Annotated in this window: 19 protein-coding genes; 10 read left to right on the top strand and 9 right to left on the bottom strand. The window is 37.3% G+C overall.

Annotated features, from left to right (window positions below; genetic code table 11):
* Positions 1-4: 4 nt before the first annotated feature.
* Together BUA16_RS09240 and BUA16_RS09235 are read right to left on the bottom strand one after the other, a co-directional pair.
* Positions 5-1,483, bottom strand: a complete 1,479-nt coding sequence (locus tag BUA16_RS09240) for an acetyl-CoA carboxylase biotin carboxylase subunit (protein WP_072764462.1) — start codon at positions 1,481-1,483, stop codon at positions 5-7.
* Positions 1,484-1,505: 22 nt separating this feature from the next.
* A complete protein-coding gene (locus tag BUA16_RS09235) occupies positions 1,506-1,985 on the bottom strand; it encodes a biotin/lipoyl-containing protein (protein ID WP_072764461.1) in 480 nt (159 codons plus the stop codon).
* Between the two features lie 569 nt (positions 1,986-2,554).
* Here BUA16_RS09235 and BUA16_RS09230 point away from each other — a divergent pair.
* The 10 genes from BUA16_RS09230 to BUA16_RS09185 all read left to right on the top strand — a co-directional run bounded on the left by BUA16_RS09230 (position 2,555) and on the right by BUA16_RS09185 (position 11,133).
* Entirely contained in the window at positions 2,555-3,064 is a 510-nt protein-coding gene (locus tag BUA16_RS09230; protein WP_072764460.1) for a c-type cytochrome, read from the top strand.
* A gap of 9 nt (positions 3,065-3,073) precedes the next feature.
* Positions 3,074-3,658: a fasciclin domain-containing protein gene (locus tag BUA16_RS09225; RefSeq protein ID WP_072764459.1), complete on the top strand. Its 585-nt coding sequence runs from the start codon at positions 3,074-3,076 to the stop codon at positions 3,656-3,658.
* Positions 3,659-3,686: 28 nt separating this feature from the next.
* The gene (gene nosZ / locus BUA16_RS09220) at positions 3,687-5,645 is read left to right on the top strand and encodes a Sec-dependent nitrous-oxide reductase (RefSeq protein WP_072764458.1); all 1,959 of its coding nucleotides are present in this window, start codon (positions 3,687-3,689) and stop codon (positions 5,643-5,645) included.
* 126 nt (positions 5,646-5,771) lie between these two features.
* Positions 5,772-6,404 carry a hypothetical protein gene (locus BUA16_RS09215; RefSeq protein ID WP_072764457.1) on the top strand — a complete coding sequence of 211 codons (633 nt, stop codon included), beginning with the start codon at positions 5,772-5,774 and terminating at the stop codon, positions 6,402-6,404.
* An 11-nt stretch (positions 6,405-6,415) separates the two neighbouring features.
* Positions 6,416-6,853, top strand: coding sequence for a nitrous oxide reductase accessory protein NosL (locus BUA16_RS09210; RefSeq protein WP_072764456.1), 438 nt, complete (start codon positions 6,416-6,418; stop codon positions 6,851-6,853).
* A 2-nt stretch (positions 6,854-6,855) separates the two neighbouring features.
* On the top strand, positions 6,856-7,149 hold the full coding sequence (locus tag BUA16_RS09205; protein WP_072764455.1) for a cupin domain-containing protein: 294 nt from the start codon (positions 6,856-6,858) through the stop codon (positions 7,147-7,149).
* 9 nt (positions 7,150-7,158) lie between these two features.
* Positions 7,159-8,418, top strand: a complete 1,260-nt coding sequence (locus BUA16_RS09200; protein ID WP_072764454.1) for a nitrous oxide reductase family maturation protein NosD — start codon at positions 7,159-7,161, stop codon at positions 8,416-8,418.
* A complete protein-coding gene (locus BUA16_RS09195; RefSeq protein WP_072764453.1) occupies positions 8,418-9,116 on the top strand; it encodes an ABC transporter ATP-binding protein in 699 nt (232 codons plus the stop codon). The genes BUA16_RS09200 and BUA16_RS09195 overlap by 1 nt, the downstream gene beginning before the upstream one ends.
* 4 nt (positions 9,117-9,120) lie before the next feature.
* The gene (locus tag BUA16_RS09190; RefSeq protein ID WP_072764491.1) at positions 9,121-9,903 is read left to right on the top strand and encodes an ABC transporter permease; all 783 of its coding nucleotides are present in this window, start codon (positions 9,121-9,123) and stop codon (positions 9,901-9,903) included.
* 15 nt (positions 9,904-9,918) lie between these two features.
* The gene (locus BUA16_RS09185; protein WP_072764452.1) at positions 9,919-11,133 is read left to right on the top strand and encodes a hypothetical protein; all 1,215 of its coding nucleotides are present in this window, start codon (positions 9,919-9,921) and stop codon (positions 11,131-11,133) included.
* Positions 11,134-11,321: 188 nt separating this feature from the next.
* On the opposite strand, the gene BUA16_RS09180 is transcribed toward BUA16_RS09185, so the two are convergent.
* From BUA16_RS09180 to BUA16_RS09145, 7 genes are all read right to left on the bottom strand, one after another.
* Positions 11,322-11,717, bottom strand: coding sequence for a group III truncated hemoglobin (locus BUA16_RS09180; RefSeq protein ID WP_072764451.1), 396 nt, complete (start codon positions 11,715-11,717; stop codon positions 11,322-11,324).
* Between the two features lie 81 nt (positions 11,718-11,798).
* Positions 11,799-12,134 carry a 2Fe-2S iron-sulfur cluster-binding protein gene (locus tag BUA16_RS09175; protein WP_072764450.1) on the bottom strand — a complete coding sequence of 112 codons (336 nt, stop codon included), beginning with the start codon at positions 12,132-12,134 and terminating at the stop codon, positions 11,799-11,801.
* A 12-nt stretch (positions 12,135-12,146) separates the two neighbouring features.
* Positions 12,147-12,431, bottom strand: coding sequence for a hypothetical protein (locus BUA16_RS09170; protein ID WP_072764449.1), 285 nt, complete (start codon positions 12,429-12,431; stop codon positions 12,147-12,149).
* 211 nt (positions 12,432-12,642) lie between these two features.
* The gene (locus tag BUA16_RS09165) at positions 12,643-13,104 is read right to left on the bottom strand and encodes a hemerythrin domain-containing protein (RefSeq protein WP_072764490.1); all 462 of its coding nucleotides are present in this window, start codon (positions 13,102-13,104) and stop codon (positions 12,643-12,645) included.
* A gap of 201 nt (positions 13,105-13,305) precedes the next feature.
* The gene (ric, locus tag BUA16_RS09160) at positions 13,306-14,031 is read right to left on the bottom strand and encodes an iron-sulfur cluster repair di-iron protein (RefSeq protein ID WP_072764448.1); all 726 of its coding nucleotides are present in this window, start codon (positions 14,029-14,031) and stop codon (positions 13,306-13,308) included.
* Positions 14,032-14,036: 5 nt separating this feature from the next.
* A complete protein-coding gene (locus tag BUA16_RS09155; RefSeq protein ID WP_072764447.1) occupies positions 14,037-14,333 on the bottom strand; it encodes a cupin domain-containing protein in 297 nt (98 codons plus the stop codon).
* Positions 14,334-15,020: 687 nt separating this feature from the next.
* Positions 15,021-15,455: an RrF2 family transcriptional regulator gene (locus BUA16_RS09145; protein ID WP_072764445.1), complete on the bottom strand. Its 435-nt coding sequence runs from the start codon at positions 15,453-15,455 to the stop codon at positions 15,021-15,023.
* Between the last annotated feature and the right edge of the window lie 728 nt (positions 15,456-16,183).

Raw genomic sequence — 16,183 nt, 5'->3', positions numbered from 1 at the left:
AATCCTACTTTATGGTTCTTTTTAACAGCCAGTTAGATTGCTCGTTGGCAGGGACTTTTAATTTGTCCTTAAATTCAAGGAATAACTTTAATCCCATTGCCGCCGCTATGTGGCGTTCCTTGTCGTATTGGGCCAACAAAAGTTCAGGGGTGTAGTGATTCGCTACAAAATGAGTGTTGAAGTTTCCCGATGTAAAGGCTTGGTGGAGGAAGACAAATTTACCGAAGGGAAGGGTGGTAGCAACCCCCTTAATTTTATAGGCTTCTATGGCTTCCAACATCAGTTGTATGGCTTCGGACCGGGTGTTGCCATAAGTGATCAGTTTGGCCAACATAGGATCGTAATAAATAGGGATGGTCATGCCTTCTTCAAACCCATCATCAACCCGGATGCCTGGCCCTACGGGGCAAACGTAGGTGTCAAGGGTGCCTATGCTAGGGGAAAAATTATTGACAGGGTCTTCGGCATATACGCGGAGTTCTAAGGCATGCCCTTTTATGCTTAAATCGTCTTGTGCCAGCTGTAGTCCTTCGTTATTTGCTATTTTTAGCTGTTGTTCTACAAGATCTACTTGGGTAATCAGTTCTGTAACCGGGTGCTCTACTTGTAAGCGGGTGTTCATTTCTAAGAAATAAAAATTCTTATCCTTATCCATTAAAAACTCTACCGTTCCGGCACCTACGTAGTTACAGGCCTTGGCAACTTTTACAGCCGCTGCGCCCATGGCTGTTCTAATTTCTGGAGTAATAAATACAGAAGGAGCTTCTTCAATAACCTTCTGATGTCTACGTTGAATACTGCATTCCCGTTCAAATAGATGTATTATATTTCCCTTGGTATCGGCTAAAATTTGAATTTCGATATGCCGTGGAGCTTCGATATATTTTTCAATAAAAACCGCACCGTTTCCAAAAGCTGCCGTGGCTTCGCTAATGGCACGTTTCATTTGACTGGGCAGTTCCTCTGATTCATGTACTACCCGCATTCCCTTTCCTCCTCCTCCGGCAGAAGCCTTTATCAAAATAGGGTACCCAATTTCTTTGGATATTTCTTGAGCGAGTGAAATATCGGTAATCGCGGTTTCTATACCCGGAACCATGGGGATATCATACTTTTTTACAGCTTCTTTTGCGGCCAATTTATCGCCCATAATCTTTATGGCTTGGGGAGGTGGACCTATAAAAGTAATGCCGTTATCGGATACCATTTGAGCAAAAATGGCATTTTCACTTAAAAATCCATACCCAGGGTGTATGGCATCGGCACTGGTTTTTAAAGCCGCATTGATTATTTTATCCATGGCCAAGTACGATTCGGAAGAAACTGAATTTCCTAAAAATACCGCTTCATCGGCATAGCGAACATGAGGTGCGTTTCTGTCGGCTTCAGAATAAACCGCTACTGTGCCAACACCCATTTTTTTGGCGGTCTTCATAATGCGTAACGCTATTTCTCCTCGGTTGGCAATTAAGATTTTTTTCATGGTTTTGATTTCAAACGTTTCCCTAATCGATTTCAATAATAATCTGACCCTTTTCTACCGTTTCATTTTTATGGACCGATATGGTTTTAACGATACCTTCCCCGGTAGAAGTGATGATGTTTTCCATTTTCATGGCCGATAAAACCAGGAGTGGAGTTCCTTTACTTATTTCTTGTCCTTCATTGACCATGATATCTATAATTAAGCCGGGCATAGGAGCTTGTATATTATCCATTTTATGAGCTTTTTGGGTTAATAATCCCATTTGCTTCACCTTTAAATCGTATTCATCCTCTACTACCAATTCATAGGTATTGCCATTAACTTCAATAGACATTGTTCTATTCATAAAATCGAACGCTTTAACCTGGATTGCATAAGATCTCTCTTCCTGCAATACATGGTATTTCGAAGTTTTGGTTGGAATAACATCTAATGCCGAAATATCTTTTTTGGAAAGGCAAAATTGTTGGTTGTCAATAGTAATGGTATAGTTGGTCATGTTATACTGCTTTTTTTAATCGATTAAAACAAGTGTTTTGATCAAAGGAAACCTTACCCTCTAAGATATAGAAAAGATTTAACAAGAACTTGGAGAAGATTGTATTTTCCATGTATTGGAAATAGGGAAAGGCTATCATAAATCAATATTACTGGATGGAAGCTTATGAAGGAAGTAGAGAGGTTTTGGTTGTTAATTAAATTCTACGAAAGAAAAGGCCAATAACTTATATAATGCAGAATCCTTAACAATCTAAAATAAGCCTAAGGTAATATACCTGCGCTTATGGATTTATTTCCGCAGTCATTAATTGGTTCAATGAAAGTTATTGGGTACTGTCCTTAGGGATATGACAGCGATTTCAGGGAGTTTGTTTAATTCTAATGTTACTTCCAAAAGACTCATAGATGTTCTTAAAAAGCGCGTTGCTGTTTTTTTCCATCGCCTTTATATAGGGGATCAGAGACTGGTTAAAAAAAAGACATATTTATCCTGAATATGACTTTTGTCATATTTTTTCTACGAATGCGGCCATAATTTTGACCATAATTCAACAAACAATCAATACTATGAAAATAATTTTAAGAAGTAGCGCAGTTCTTTTCTCCGTTTTATTAATGAGTTGCGGTGGCAAAGAAGAAAAGAAAAAGGATGGGTTTAGCCTAGATAGGGCAAAATCCAAGACCGAGCAACCTGTTGCAAAAACGGAAAATAAGAGTACCGTAAAGGCATCTGAAACGATCGATCTAACCAATAAAGGTGTTGGTCCTATTAAATCGGTAACCCTTGGGGCAGAAATAGATACTGATTTGGCCAAGCAAGGAGAAGAGGTTTATAAACAAATGTGTATGGCTTGTCATAGAGTTGGTAAAAAATTCATCGGACCTGCACCGAACGGAATTTTAGAGCGTCGTACCCCAGAATGGGTAATGAACATGATCTTGAATCCTGATGGTATGGTTAAGGAAGATCCGTTGGCCAAAGAATTGTTACAAGAGTTTAACGGTTCGCCAATGGCTAATCAAGGGCTTACAGAAGATCAGGCCAGGGCCGTAGTAGAATATTTTAGAACCCTTTAAAAATCTATCATGAAAATAACCTCCAAATTTAAATTATTAATTGGCTCGCTTTGCATCTTAGGACTTGTCCTAAGTTGTAAATCCGATGCCAGATCGGGAGCCAAGGCAGCTGTTCCGGAAACGACCAAAACAGCGCCGTCCCCACAAAAAGGTCAGGCCTTTATTAAAGACGATGGGTCTACGCCCAATGTTTTGCAAATAGCCATTGGCTCTCCTGACCATACCACTCTAGTGGCGGCTGTACAAGCAGCTGAATTGGAAAACGTGCTTGTTAATGCCGGACCCTTAATGGTGTTTGCTCCGACCAATGAAGCCTTTGCGGCATTACCTTCAGGTACCGTGGAAGATTTGCTCAAGCCAGAAAATAAAGAAACCTTGGCCAATATCTTAAAACACCATGTAACGCCTGGGAACTATAGCAAAGAATTTTTAAAGAAATTCAAAAAACTGGGACAGGCCAATAACCAAAATACATCGGTAGAGGTGAAGGGTGAAAATGTATATGTAGGTGGCGCAAAAATTATCGCCAGCATTCCAGGAGGAAACGGAATTGTACATGTGGTAGACAAAGTAATATTACCGCCAAACGAATAATTGTAAACCAAATAATAAATTAAAATACATGAGAAAATATAGTTTTATAGCACTCGCAGCCCTAGGCTTTGCCGCATTGTTAAACAGTTGCGCAAAGGGAGAAAAATCCGCGTCAAGCGGTGCTCTGGCATCGAACGCAGCCGAGAAGGTGTATGTGAAACCAGGGACACATGATGATTTTTATGCCTTTGTTTCTGGTGGTTTTAGTGGACAGTTGTCGGTATATGGCTTGCCTTCCGGTAGACTTTTTAAAGTGATACCTGTTTTTTCCCAAGACCCTGAAAAAGCGTATGGGTATAATGAGGAAACAAAACCGATGCTGAATACTTCCCATGGTTTTATTCCTTGGGATGATGCTCACCATCCGGACATTTCTCAGACCAATGGAGAATTAGACGGACGATTTGTTTTTATCAATGGGAACAATACCCCCAGAATAGCAAAAATAGATTTGACTACCTTTGAAACAACCGAAATTATTGAAATTCCCAATAGTGCGGGGAACCACAGTTCTTCCTTTGTAACGGAAAATACCGAGTATGTGGTGGCAGGAACCCGTTTTTCCGTACCTGTACCACAACGCGATATGCCGATCAATGAATATAAAGGTAATTTTAAAGGGGCATTATCCTTTCTTAGTGTAGACCCCGAAGACGGACGAATGGATATTAAATTCCAGTTGATGATGCCCGGATTCGATTATGACCTATCACACCCCGGAAGAGGGAAGTCTCATGGTTGGTTTTTCTTTACCACCTATAATACCGAGGAGGCAAATTCCCTGTTAGAGGTAAATGCCTCACAAAACGACAAAGATTTTATTGCTGCCGTTAACTGGAAGGTAATCGAAGAATATGTGAATAATGGGGGTGGAACAAAAATGCCGGCCAATTATGCGCACAATGTTTATGATGAGCATACTCATAGTGCGACTTCTACTATGAAAAAAGAAGTTTTGGTCGTAGATCCATTAAAAGTCCCAGGAGCCGTATACTTCTTGCCAACCCCAAAATCTCCTCATGGTTGTGATGTCGATCCTTCGGGAGAGTATATTATTGGAAATGGAAAACTATCTGCCGATTTAACGGTGCATTCCTTTACCAAAATGTTAGACGCTATCGAGAAGAAAAAATTTGACGGGGAGGCCTATGGAATTCCTATTCTTAAATTCGAAGATGTATTGGCAGGAACCGTAAATAGTGGTGGTCTTGGACCCTTGCATACCGAGTTTGATGGAAAGGGAAATGCCTATACGACTTTCTTTATATCTTCTGAAGTTGTAAAATGGAAATTGGAAACTTGGGAAGTGGTAGACAGACAACCTTGTTACTATTCAGTTGGACATTTGATGATCCCTGGAGGAAACTCAAGAAAACCATTCGGAAAATATGTAATGGCCATGAATAAGATTACCAAAGACCGTTATTTGCCAACAGGACCAGAGGTAACTCAATCTGCCCAGTTATACGATATATCTGGTGAAAAAATGGAGTTGCTGTTAGATTTTCCAACCATTGGTGAACCGCATTATGCAGCTGGAATCCCTGCAGATATCGTTAAAAAGAATTCGAAGAAAATTTTTAAACTAAGCGAAAACAAACATCCACACGCTACCTTAAACGATAGCGAGGTTAGAATAGAACGCAATGGAAAAGAAGTCCATATTTATATGACCATGATCCGAAGCCATTTTAACCCCGATAATATTGAAGGGGTTAAGGTAGGAGACAAGGTGTACTTCCATGTCACCAATCTAGAGCAAGATTATGATGTACCCCATGGTATTAGTATGATTGGAGCCCAAACCTCCGAGCTGTTAATTATGCCTGGACAAACAGAAACCTTTGTATGGGAACCAAAACAAGTGGGTGTATGGCCATTTTATTGTCCAGATTTCTGCTCTGCCCTTCACCAAGAAATGCAAGGTTATGTTAGGGTGTCCCCAGCAGATTCTGATATAGAACTATCTGGAACCTTGGGAGAATAGTGTATTGATCATTAAAATAAAAAAAGGCGGGACGTAAAACCAAAAAGGTTTCCCGCTTTTTTTATAACTACTAAACCAAATAGCAAAACAACAACCATGTAGTTGTGTTAACATAAAATCATAGGGATGAAAAAGTCAGGAATAATAATGTGTATCGGCTCTTTGCTTTTATTGGGCTTGTTTGCTTTTCCGCTTTGGAATATCATGTTGGGTGCACCGCAATATCCTATTCCGTTGGGCATGAATATTTATATCGATGGTATCCAGGGCGTAGAAGAATTTGATATACAGAATATAGATGGATTAAATCACTATATAGGAATGAAAACGATTCCAAAACCCGAAGAAATGTGGGAATTTCGAGTGTTCCCTTTGGTTATAGGCGCAATGGCGGCTATCGGATTGCTTCTAGGAGTTTTGAGATTTATGGGTAAAATTAGTTACAAATGGTTTTTGGGCTGGTTTATCGTAATGGCAGTTTTAGGAATTATGGGGATGTACGATTTTAATGCATGGCTCACTTCCTATGGAAATGATCTAGACCCCCATGCGATCATGAAAATTACTTTACCCGATGGGACGCCTATGACCTATAAGCCACCACTTTTAGGATTTCAAAAAATGCTGAATTTTGATGTGACATCCCTGCCTAGTACTGGGGCATATATGATGTTTTTTGGGATGCTTCTTACAGTGATAGCCTTTTTTTTAGGGAAAAAAGAAAGCGTTGTGAGTAAGAATAAAGGAAATAATAAATAATACCCCAGGCTATGAAACCGTGTTATTTTATCTTAAGTGCTGTTTTACTAATGCTTACGTCGTGTAAAATAGCTCCTCAACCCATAGATTACGGCAGTGACGGGTGCTATTTTTGTAGTATGACCATTGTGGACAGACAACATGCGGCCCAAATTGTAACGAAAAAAGGGAAAGCTTTTAAGTTTGATGCCATAGAATGCATGCTCAATCATTTAAAAGAAATAGATCAAAAGGAAGTGGCTCTTTTTTTGGTGAATGATTATGGAAAGCCAGGAGAATTGATCGATGCCAGAATAGGGCATTTTTTAATCAGTAAGGAAATATCTAGTCCTATGGGCGCTAATTTATCGGCCTTTAGCCGAGCTGGAGAATCCAAAGATCACATCAAAGCATACGATGGGGTATGGTACAGCTGGAAAGAATTACTTCAGTATTTTAAATCAATGTAAATATGTACGAAATAGACGATAGTATCCTTGTGCAGGAATATAAGGGATTGCAGATCAAAAAGATATGTGAAACAGAACAATTGGAAATTTTGTCCGTTTCTTTAGAAAAAGGGGCCACGTTTCCCGAACATACTTCCCCTAAAAATTCAGAATTAATAATGCTGGAAGGCAATATTATTTTTCATATTAATGGAGAATCATATCAATTAAAAAAACACCAACATTTCAATTTTCAAAAAGAAATCACCCATTGGGTAAAAGCCAAGGAAAACTCTAAATTTTTGATCATAAGATAGTCTGTAAGTATGCGAACTCTATTGTTACTTTTTTGTGCCCTACCTTTTTTAGGAAACTCCCTAAAAGCCAATACTATTATAGTATGTGCTTCTTGTGAGGTCACCTCCATAAAAGAGGGGGTTAGAATTGCCTCAGATTTTGATACCTTACTGATCAAAAAAGGTACTTATAAGGAATATAATATCAGAATAGATAAGCCGCTAACCCTTTTAGGAGAAAATAATCCGGTAATAGATGGCCAGGAAAAAGGCGAAATTATAACCATAGTTTCAGATAACGTTACCCTAGACGGATTAGTTATAGTCAATGTAGGGACAAGCTATACCGCAGATTATGCGGCGGTAAGAGTAGTTAAAAGTGCCGATTTCCTAATTCAGAACTTGGTGTTGGAGAAGCTCTTTTTTGGTATCTACTTGGAAAAGTCCAATAACGGAAAAATATATGCCAATAAAATTGTAGGCGATGCCGTAGATGAATACAATTCTGGAAACGGTATCCAACTATGGTACTCTAAAAATATAGTGGTTGAAGAAAATACCGTACAACAAGTAAGGGATGGTATTTATCTAGAATTCTCGGACAACATTGGCATCATAAATAACATAAGCTCCAATAACCTTAGGTATGGCCTTCATTTTATGTTCTCTAATGATGATCTGTATGAAGGCAATACCTTTGAAAATAATGGTGCTGGTGTAGCAGTGATGTTTTCAAAAAAAATAATAATGCGAAACAATACCTTTAAGAGAAATTGGGGTACCGCCTCTTTTGGGTTATTGTTAAAGGAGATAAACGATGCCGATATTTCTGGGAATACCTTTGAGGAAAACACTATTGGAATTAATATAGAAGGATCTAACCGTATTAACTATAATGACAATAATTTCATTAAAAACGGATGGGCCATTAAAGTTCGTGGAGCATGTTATACCAATGCGTTTATACATAATAATTTTATGTACAACTCCTTTGATATTGCCTATAATAGTAATTTAAACGATAATATATTTAAGGAGAATTACTGGAGCAATTATACAGGCTACGATTTAGATAAAAACGGATTTGGGGATATTCCCTATAGGCCTGTGAAATTATTTTCCTATATCGTCAATAGAACGCCAGAAACTATTATTCTATTGCGAAGCCTGTTTATGGATATTATTGATTTTTCTGAAAAAGTATCCCCTGTTTTTACTCCGGACGATTTGGTAGATTCACACCCCTTAATGAGACCCGTAGTAAGAGAAACTAAAATAGTAAAAAAGTGATGATACAAGTATACAACTTACATAAGAAATTTGGCAAAAACCAAGTGCTTTCTGCCTTAGACCTAAAAATTGAAGGTGGGGGTATATTTGCTGTCCTAGGACCTAACGGTTCAGGAAAGACTACCCTCATCAAGAGTATTCTAGGAATGGTAGTGCCCAACAAAGGGAGTATTTCCGTTTTAAATAAACCTATTAAAAGCGGATGGAAGTATCGACAAAAGATTAACTATTTGCCGCAAATTGCCAATTTCCCTGGAAACTTAAAGGTCAAGGAACTTATAGCCATGATCAAGGACCTAAGGCAAAAGCCTTCCGAGGAAGACAAACTGATTGCCTTATTTGGTCTAGAGCCTTTTATGGACAAAAAGTTAAGTACTCTCTCCGGAGGAACCAAACAAAAGGTAAACCTGGTCCTTACTTTTATGTTCAATAGTCCTTTGATTATTTTGGACGAACCTACCAACGGATTAGATCCGGCAACCCATATCAAGTTGAAAAACCTGATAAAAGAAGAAAAGGCAAACGGTAAAACTTTTTTGATTACTTCCCATATAATGCAGTTTGTAGAAGATGTAGCCGATGAAATTGTGTTTTTGTTGGAGGGTAAAATATATTTTAAGGGGAGTATAGAAGCCTTGAAAACTAAAACCGAACAAACAAATTTTGAACATGCCATCGCGGCAATATCATCCAATTAAAGCCATGATAAAAATACTAAAATATAGTTTTTACGATTTAATGCGTAGCCGTTGGAGCTATGTATACTTTTTATTTTATCTCCTACTGGGGTTTGTGTTATTGTTTTTAAATAACGATCTGTCCAAGGCGGTCATAACTTTGATGAATGTAATCATAGTTTTGGTACCCCTTATAGGTACTATATTTGGAGTAATGTATTTTTATAATTCCAAAGAATTTACAGAGCTTTTATTGGCACAACCTATAAAGAGATCATCAATTTTTATCGGACAATACCTTGGGGTGGCTGGTTCTCTGAGCATGAGCTTAGTTCTGGGACTTGGAATACCTTTTGTTATTTACGGGCTTTTTGAAAGTAACGCCATTTGGGATTTCTCTTTGCTATTGATTACAGGAGCTTTTTTGACATTGATATTTACCGCCCTGTCATTCAATATTGCCTTATCTAACGAAAATAAGATAAAAGGGTTTGGGTATGCCGTTTTAATGTGGCTGTTTTTAGCAGTAATTTATGATGGCTTGTTCTTGATGTCCTTGATTGTTTTTGAACAATATCCCTTGGATAGTTTTTCCTTGGCGGCAACAATGTTTAATCCTATAGACCTTTCTAGAACCCTAATATTATTAAAATTAGATATTTCTGCACTTTTAGGATATACAGGTGCTGTTTTTAAGCAGTTCTTTGGAACCTATATAGGGGTTGTCATCTCTTTTGTTATGCTGGGATTTTGGACTTTGATTCCAATATTGCGTTTGAGTTTTAAGGCAAAAAGGAAAGATTTTTAATTTAGGGTTTTCTACATGGGCAGTTCCACCGCTATCAATACAAAACTACATCTCAAAATTGCCTTGACATATTTTTTGTTGGCAGCTTTATTAGGAGTGTTGTTGCGAAGTTTTGTGGTGGTTCCGTTGTCTGTGAACTATCGATTTATTGTACATACCCATTCCCATATAGCTCTTTTAGGATGGGTTTATGTAGCACTTACTAGCGTTTTGTACCATTTCTTTTTAAAAGAACAGGGTCGACATAAACAGTATCGATTTATTTTTTGGTTTACGCAATGTACCCTGCTTGGAATGCTGGCAAGTTTCCCTTGGCAAGGGTATGCCGTCCTTTCTATTATTTTTTCTACCCTGTTCCTTTTTGCATCCTACTGGTTTACTTATTTCTTTATAAGAAACATTCCTGAGGCTTTTAAAAGCACCTGTTCTTATCGGTGTATTCGTATAGCTTTATGGTTCTTGGTCTTATCTAGTATAGGGCCATGGGCCTTAGGAGGTATAATGACCGTGTTGGGGCCAGAATCTATATGGTACCGGCTGGCTATTTATTTTTACCTCCATTTTCAATACAACGGTTGGATGTTGTTTGCCTTACTAGGGCTGTTGTTCTATATGTTGGAACAAGTACAAATATCAATTCCACAAAAAAGGTTTAGGCTGTTTTTTTGGAGTATGTCCATTGGAACGATTTTGAGCTTTTTTTTATCCACCTTATGGACAAAACCGACTGTTTCTTTTTACGTATTAGGGGGAATAGGGGCAAGCCTACAGGTATTTGGTTTTGGTACATTGCTGTCTCTTTGGTATGAAAATAAACCGCGTCTACATACTGTTCTATCTAAGTTTCAAGGAGGTATTATAGTTGTTCTTGCCTTACTTTTAGGTGTAAAGTTGAGTTTACAATGGCTTACGGCGATACCTTATTTCGCCAATTTGGCCGCATCCATTATCGATTTTAACATAGGATATTTGCACTGGACTTTCTTAGGGGTGATCACCATAGGTATTTTGTTTTTTATAGATTTTTTTAGGTTGATAGATATAACGAAGAGGGCGTATTTACTTTATTTTTTAGGGTTTATAGCTACGGAGTCCCTTATTTTTTACAAGGGACTCGTAATATGGCAAAAGTGGTCGCTTTTTGATGGGTATATGGAAATATTGGCTTTATTAAGCTTTTTAATACCCTTAAGCTTGATCCTTATATTATGGAAAAATAAGAGGCTGTAACCTTATAAAACTTTGGAAGGAACAATATAACTTTAATCGTTGCCTACAGTACAATAGGTGAAGTTTAAAGCTAAATTTTTATGGCCAAGAATGATAGGGAACATAAATATATGACAACCAAATAATTAAGGGCGCGTTAAAGGCTTCCTTTTAATATTTTTTTAAAAACTAAAGGTTCTATCGGAGGACTAGTCTTTATGTCTGTGCTGATACATGTGCATGTATAACATTGTCGACATTTTTTGAGCCCTGTTTTTAGCAATATGGGCAATGTCACCTTCAAAAAGCTCATCAATGGTGGCATACCATTCGTTGAGCCAAAGACCAAAGTGCTCAGGTGTAATGCTTTGGTTCATTTTTGCATCAACCTCTTGGTGGGCGACTATGGGGTTCCCAACATATTTTCGTTGTAGTAGGAGTTGACTTTCCCAAAAATCGGTCAATAATTCTAAGTGCGATTCCCAATCCGGGATAATACTGTTAAATATTGGTCCTAAAATAGGGTGTTGTCTGATCTTGCCATAAAAAGTAATGACTAATAAGTTGACATCTTTTCTATTTTTTATTTCCGTTTTTGTAATCATTTGGGGTACCTCTGTTACTGCTATTATTAAAATAAAGGACCTTTTAAAGAAAGATCTAAACCTTTAAACTTACAAAATTAATCAGTACGTATTGTCTGAAATAATTTTAAAAACAATATTGTTTAATTCAATATTTAAGGGGATTTGGCACGCTAAGCGACTTGTTTCAGTGGTACCATCCACATTGGAGAGCGTGTGGCTTTCCTGGTCATCCATTTTTAGAGGTAGACATCCTTCAATAACCTGAATATGGCATGTACCACACCAGGCCCTACCTTTACATTCGCCCCACTCCTCTAAATATTTATCAAAAAGGAGTTCCATTAAACTGTGATACTCATTAGTGCTAAATTTGGCCACACGGCTTTCGGCAAATTCCTTGTAATATGTAAATTGAAATTTTTCCTGCTTCCCCATATGCCTGCTGGCTTATATCAGATTTATAACTATGGTCATAATGCTAAATAATATACTTGCAATTAATAAATTAAAGGTAGTCTTTGAATTTAATTGCGCCAAAACAGCCCCGTTGTAGGCCATGCATAAAATAGTGACAATAAACAGAAGAACAAACTTTGAAAGGGCAGGTACTTCACTCATCAGTTGAAGCATTGCCGCAATAGATCCAATACAGCTTTGCGCAATGATACCGGTAGTAGCATATCCGGTTTGTTCTCGTTTAAATTCACTCAGTAAATTTTGATATAGTTTCATAGGTGTTTTATTTATTGTTTTTTAACGGTCATACTTCGGCTGTGCCCAGTACAAGCATCTTATTCGCATAGCTGAATTTGTCTTTGCGACCAGTTTTTCGCGTATGCTCATTTTATTGTTTTAATTTTTGTTTTGAAAATTTGTCTTTTCTGCTCGCCTTATTTCATTTAATCTGGACTCTAGGATAGCAGCTCTTACCTAGGCCTAAGAGTTATTCCCAAAATGTATCTGCCGTGTTTTCTCGAAATTTTTCTGCTGTATGCGCCATAGATATCCATTGTAGTTGTTCTTCCGTAGCCAAGTTTTGTATTTCATAAAATAAAATGCGTTCTTCAAACCTTATATGGCTTGTTAGCACCTTTTCAATAGAACGAATCGTTGTTCCCATATCACCAGTATTTTTAAATAGAGATCGTAGTCTTTTGTGATCGTGCAGCGCTTTTTTTATTAGGACATGTTGGTCCCCCAGAATGGGAAAAATCAGGTTTTCTTCCAATATAAAGTGAGGTTGTATATGATGTTCAAAAAACCAATCGGCATATCGTTTTATTCGTAATGGGTCCATACCTTTAGATATTCCGGTCCTAATTTTCCAGCATAATAATAAACTGTGATGATGATCGTGGCTTATAGGTTGCAAAGAAATATGTCTTTTAATAGGTTTTGTTTTCATCGGTCTTATTTTCGTTATGGAACTGATTTGCTTTTTTGATTTTTTTGAGGCCAATTGATCGCTATTTTATAGGCATTCATTATTGTGTAAAGGAGCAATAGCTGTAAGGGGACAAGTAAGAGATTATTCAAAGTGTACTTCTAAATGACCTCCTGCAGCTAAAGTTGTCCAGATCTGACTACTATCGATTGAATGAAAGCCTTAAGCATTTATAAGCTTCTCCAAAGCAAGAGCCTTAGGGAATAAGATGTTATTCTCTAAATGAATATGACGATGCAAATCCTCTTCAAATTCTTGAAGCAAGGAAAAAACTACCCTATAGGTGTTACAGCTATCGGCAGGAGGAGTGTAATGATTGCTCAAACTATCGATTAACCTAAATCGACCTCCTTCATTCTCATGTTCTTCCATCATTATTTGGATGGGAGTGTCTATCGTTCCAAATTTATCAGGGGTTAGTTTGGTTCTTGCTTTTTGAGCTTTTAGTAAATTGCTTATGGCCGGAAAAATGATTAATTCTTCCTTCTTCATATGCATGGTCAGTTCTCCTGCACATTTGTTAAAATGTTCAGTGATTTTAAGTAATTCAGGATGACGCTCCCCATGAACCCTACAGAGTTTACTTAAGTATTGCTTCAATACCGGGATTTGTGCCTCTACATACCGGTGGTGTTTTTTCTCAATATAATCGGCTAAAAGATCTAACGGCCATTCCTTAAAATCAATAGAATCGTCCGTGCTTTTTTGTGTTACCCTTCCTATTTCCTGCAATAGGATGTTAGCATCTAATTTGTTGGATTCAGCAACCTCTTGGATACTTCTATTTCCCTTACAACAAAAATCTATTTTATGATTTTTGAAAATTTGTGCGGTTCTATAGTTTTCAGCTACTATTTCCCCAATGTTTTTGGTCATTAAATTCTCCATGTTATTCAATTTTTAAAATTTATATTTGAATCAATCGCCATTACGACAACCGCTTTAAAATCTTTTAGTATTGTAAGGCTATGCTCTAAGCCGGCAGGGATTAAAAAAGAGCTGCCCTTTTGTAAGAAAAAAATGTTATTCTTAGACTTTAGCCGTGCCTCACCTTGTTGAACTATAATTACGCCTTCCTTAGTGCTGTGATGAAGCGGCATTCCCATTCCGGCAGTAGCGTTTATTTTTAAAACTTTTAAGGCACTCCCTATATGCAAATGCGTTAGTTCGGGATTGTTAATTACTTCCATAATACCTGTGATTAAAGGTTGTTTCCTAAATTTGTTTTTTATCTATAGGGTATATGTATTTTATTCATTGCTATTAAATGATAAAAAGACCTAAATATCCTTTATTGGATTGTATGAAAACCCTATACATTAAAAAATAATACCCTAAAAATTTCCATCATCCTATACTTCTTAGGTAAAATGTTCCTTAAAAGAACATTGTCTAGGGGCTTATTATAAGGTTCCCGAACAATGTTTGGATGCCTTTAAATGCATTGAAATGATTTACTTATGACAAAAGTATACATTATTTTTATTTAAGACAAAAATATCCGAAATAAAAGCAGCAACATTTTTTATAGTCAAGGATACCTTTGGCTTTAAGTAATAAGGAGAGGGGTAAATTGAGCTATTTTGTATTAAACTTTTTCGAACAGGTTGTTGAAGCACTCAAAAATTTAAAAGTTGTTCCAGTACAAAGAGAAGCTTGTGGTGGTATAAGGGCATTGGTCAAACCAATTTCGAAGAGAAGGGGAATGGCATGGTTTTTCGCATCCAATGGAGAGTCTCCCAAGTATAGTAAGCCTGTATAGGTCAAGATACAAGAAAGCGCCAATAGAATAGCGTAGTACCCACTCGTATTTTTGAGGTATAGCTTAGATGGTATCCTTTTTATGCTTTTATGCTTGGATAGATATTTGCCAAGGTTTACCTTTTTAATTGGGTAAGACCAATATCTAGCCCTGTGGCCAGTTCAAACATACTCGTTTTTTGCAACATAGTAGTGAGGTTTTCCCTAATACCTATAAATTTATCATGCACGGGACAGGGGTGTTCAGCATCGCACTGTTTTAATCCAAGCCCGCAGCCATTAAAGATCTTGTCTCCATCAATGGCACAAACAATATCATATACTTTTACATTGTCTATACCGGTCCTATCCATCTGAAACCCACCTGTAGGGCCTTTATGAGAATCTACAATGCCGCTTTTTGCCAATAATTGTAGAATTTTGGCAGTAAAAGCTACTGGCGAATCTATTTCTTCGGCAATTTCCTTTAGACTCACGCGTTGGTCATGTAAAGATTTAACAGCAATAAAAATAGTGGCTTTAATACCGTATTCGCAGGCCTTGGAAAACATTGACAATTAATTTAGTGTTCAGCAAAAATACGTATTATTTTTCTCAAAGATTGCCTTGTCCCATTTTTAGATGAAAGCGGCTCCTCGTTTATAAAAATTTATAAATGTTTTGCTCGGGAATCAAATTAACAACACCCTGGCGGTTCACCTTATTTTCTTTTGACACAAAAATAATTTGGTTCTCTCATAAGTTCCGGAGTACTTCTCAGAAAGCATGTCAGTTCTAGTTTAAAAGTGGTAGAATGTCATTATAAGAGGTTGGATAACTTTAAGATTGTATAATTTGTTTAAAAATTATTTGGGCGTTCCCTCCTTCGTCGGGCGGGCCCTTGGCTATATCCCTTGCTGCGCTGCGGGGATGCCGCCGCGGTCCCTAACGCAAAAAAAAATGGTATTAGATCAAATCCCGTAGATAGCACTAAACGACATAATAATCACGCAATTAGGAAGCATTTCCTTTTTAGGACGGGCTAAAGGCATGCTGGGAAAAACCATAATGACAGCCAATTATGTTTATTCGCGATGGCATTTAATAAAAAGTGATTATCACTAAAACGCATGATCTTTTGGTTGAAACAATTATACATCGCCAAAGATTAATTTGTAAAAACTGACATTAGTCATTTTTTTTTGATAATTCCGGGTGTTATCTTCGCACTGTAATTGGATTTATAGTTTGTTAGAAGCCTTTTGGAAACTACTAAGTACCGTTACGCGAAATTAAATAT

Origin of the sequence: Arenibacter nanhaiticus, from assembly GCF_900141935.1 — a bacterium.
Lineage (GTDB): Bacteria > Bacteroidota > Bacteroidia > Flavobacteriales > Flavobacteriaceae > Arenibacter > Arenibacter nanhaiticus.
This window is presented reverse-complemented; position numbering and strand designations above follow the sequence as displayed.

Coding starts and splice junctions, on each gene's coding strand:
- BUA16_RS09170 (WP_072764449.1), bottom strand. CDS start 12,431: ATGAAACTATATCAAAATTTACTGAGTGAATTTAAACGAGAACAAACC.
- BUA16_RS09225 (WP_072764459.1), top strand. CDS start 3,074: ATGAAAATAACCTCCAAATTTAAATTATTAATTGGCTCGCTTTGCATC.
- BUA16_RS09195 (WP_072764453.1), top strand. CDS start 8,418: ATGATACAAGTATACAACTTACATAAGAAATTTGGCAAAAACCAAGTG.
- BUA16_RS09155 (WP_072764447.1), bottom strand. CDS start 14,333: ATGGAAGTAATTAACAATCCCGAACTAACGCATTTGCATATAGGGAGT.
- BUA16_RS09145 (WP_072764445.1), bottom strand. CDS start 15,455: ATGTTTTCCAAGGCCTGCGAATACGGTATTAAAGCCACTATTTTTATT.
- BUA16_RS09175 (WP_072764450.1), bottom strand. CDS start 12,134: ATGGGGAAGCAGGAAAAATTTCAATTTACATATTACAAGGAATTTGCC.
- BUA16_RS09215 (WP_072764457.1), top strand. CDS start 5,772: ATGAAAAAGTCAGGAATAATAATGTGTATCGGCTCTTTGCTTTTATTG.
- BUA16_RS09200 (WP_072764454.1), top strand. CDS start 7,159: ATGCGAACTCTATTGTTACTTTTTTGTGCCCTACCTTTTTTAGGAAAC.
- BUA16_RS09165 (WP_072764490.1), bottom strand. CDS start 13,104: ATGAAAACAAAACCTATTAAAAGACATATTTCTTTGCAACCTATAAGC.
- BUA16_RS09185 (WP_072764452.1), top strand. CDS start 9,919: ATGGGCAGTTCCACCGCTATCAATACAAAACTACATCTCAAAATTGCC.
- BUA16_RS09240 (WP_072764462.1), bottom strand. CDS start 1,483: ATGAAAAAAATCTTAATTGCCAACCGAGGAGAAATAGCGTTACGCATT.
- nosZ (WP_072764458.1), top strand. CDS start 3,687: ATGAGAAAATATAGTTTTATAGCACTCGCAGCCCTAGGCTTTGCCGCA.
- BUA16_RS09190 (WP_072764491.1), top strand. CDS start 9,121: ATGATAAAAATACTAAAATATAGTTTTTACGATTTAATGCGTAGCCGT.
- BUA16_RS09230 (WP_072764460.1), top strand. CDS start 2,555: ATGAAAATAATTTTAAGAAGTAGCGCAGTTCTTTTCTCCGTTTTATTA.
- BUA16_RS09205 (WP_072764455.1), top strand. CDS start 6,856: ATGTACGAAATAGACGATAGTATCCTTGTGCAGGAATATAAGGGATTG.
- BUA16_RS09180 (WP_072764451.1), bottom strand. CDS start 11,717: ATGATTACAAAAACGGAAATAAAAAATAGAAAAGATGTCAACTTATTA.
- ric (WP_072764448.1), bottom strand. CDS start 14,031: ATGGAGAATTTAATGACCAAAAACATTGGGGAAATAGTAGCTGAAAAC.
- BUA16_RS09235 (WP_072764461.1), bottom strand. CDS start 1,985: ATGACCAACTATACCATTACTATTGACAACCAACAATTTTGCCTTTCC.
- BUA16_RS09210 (WP_072764456.1), top strand. CDS start 6,416: ATGAAACCGTGTTATTTTATCTTAAGTGCTGTTTTACTAATGCTTACG.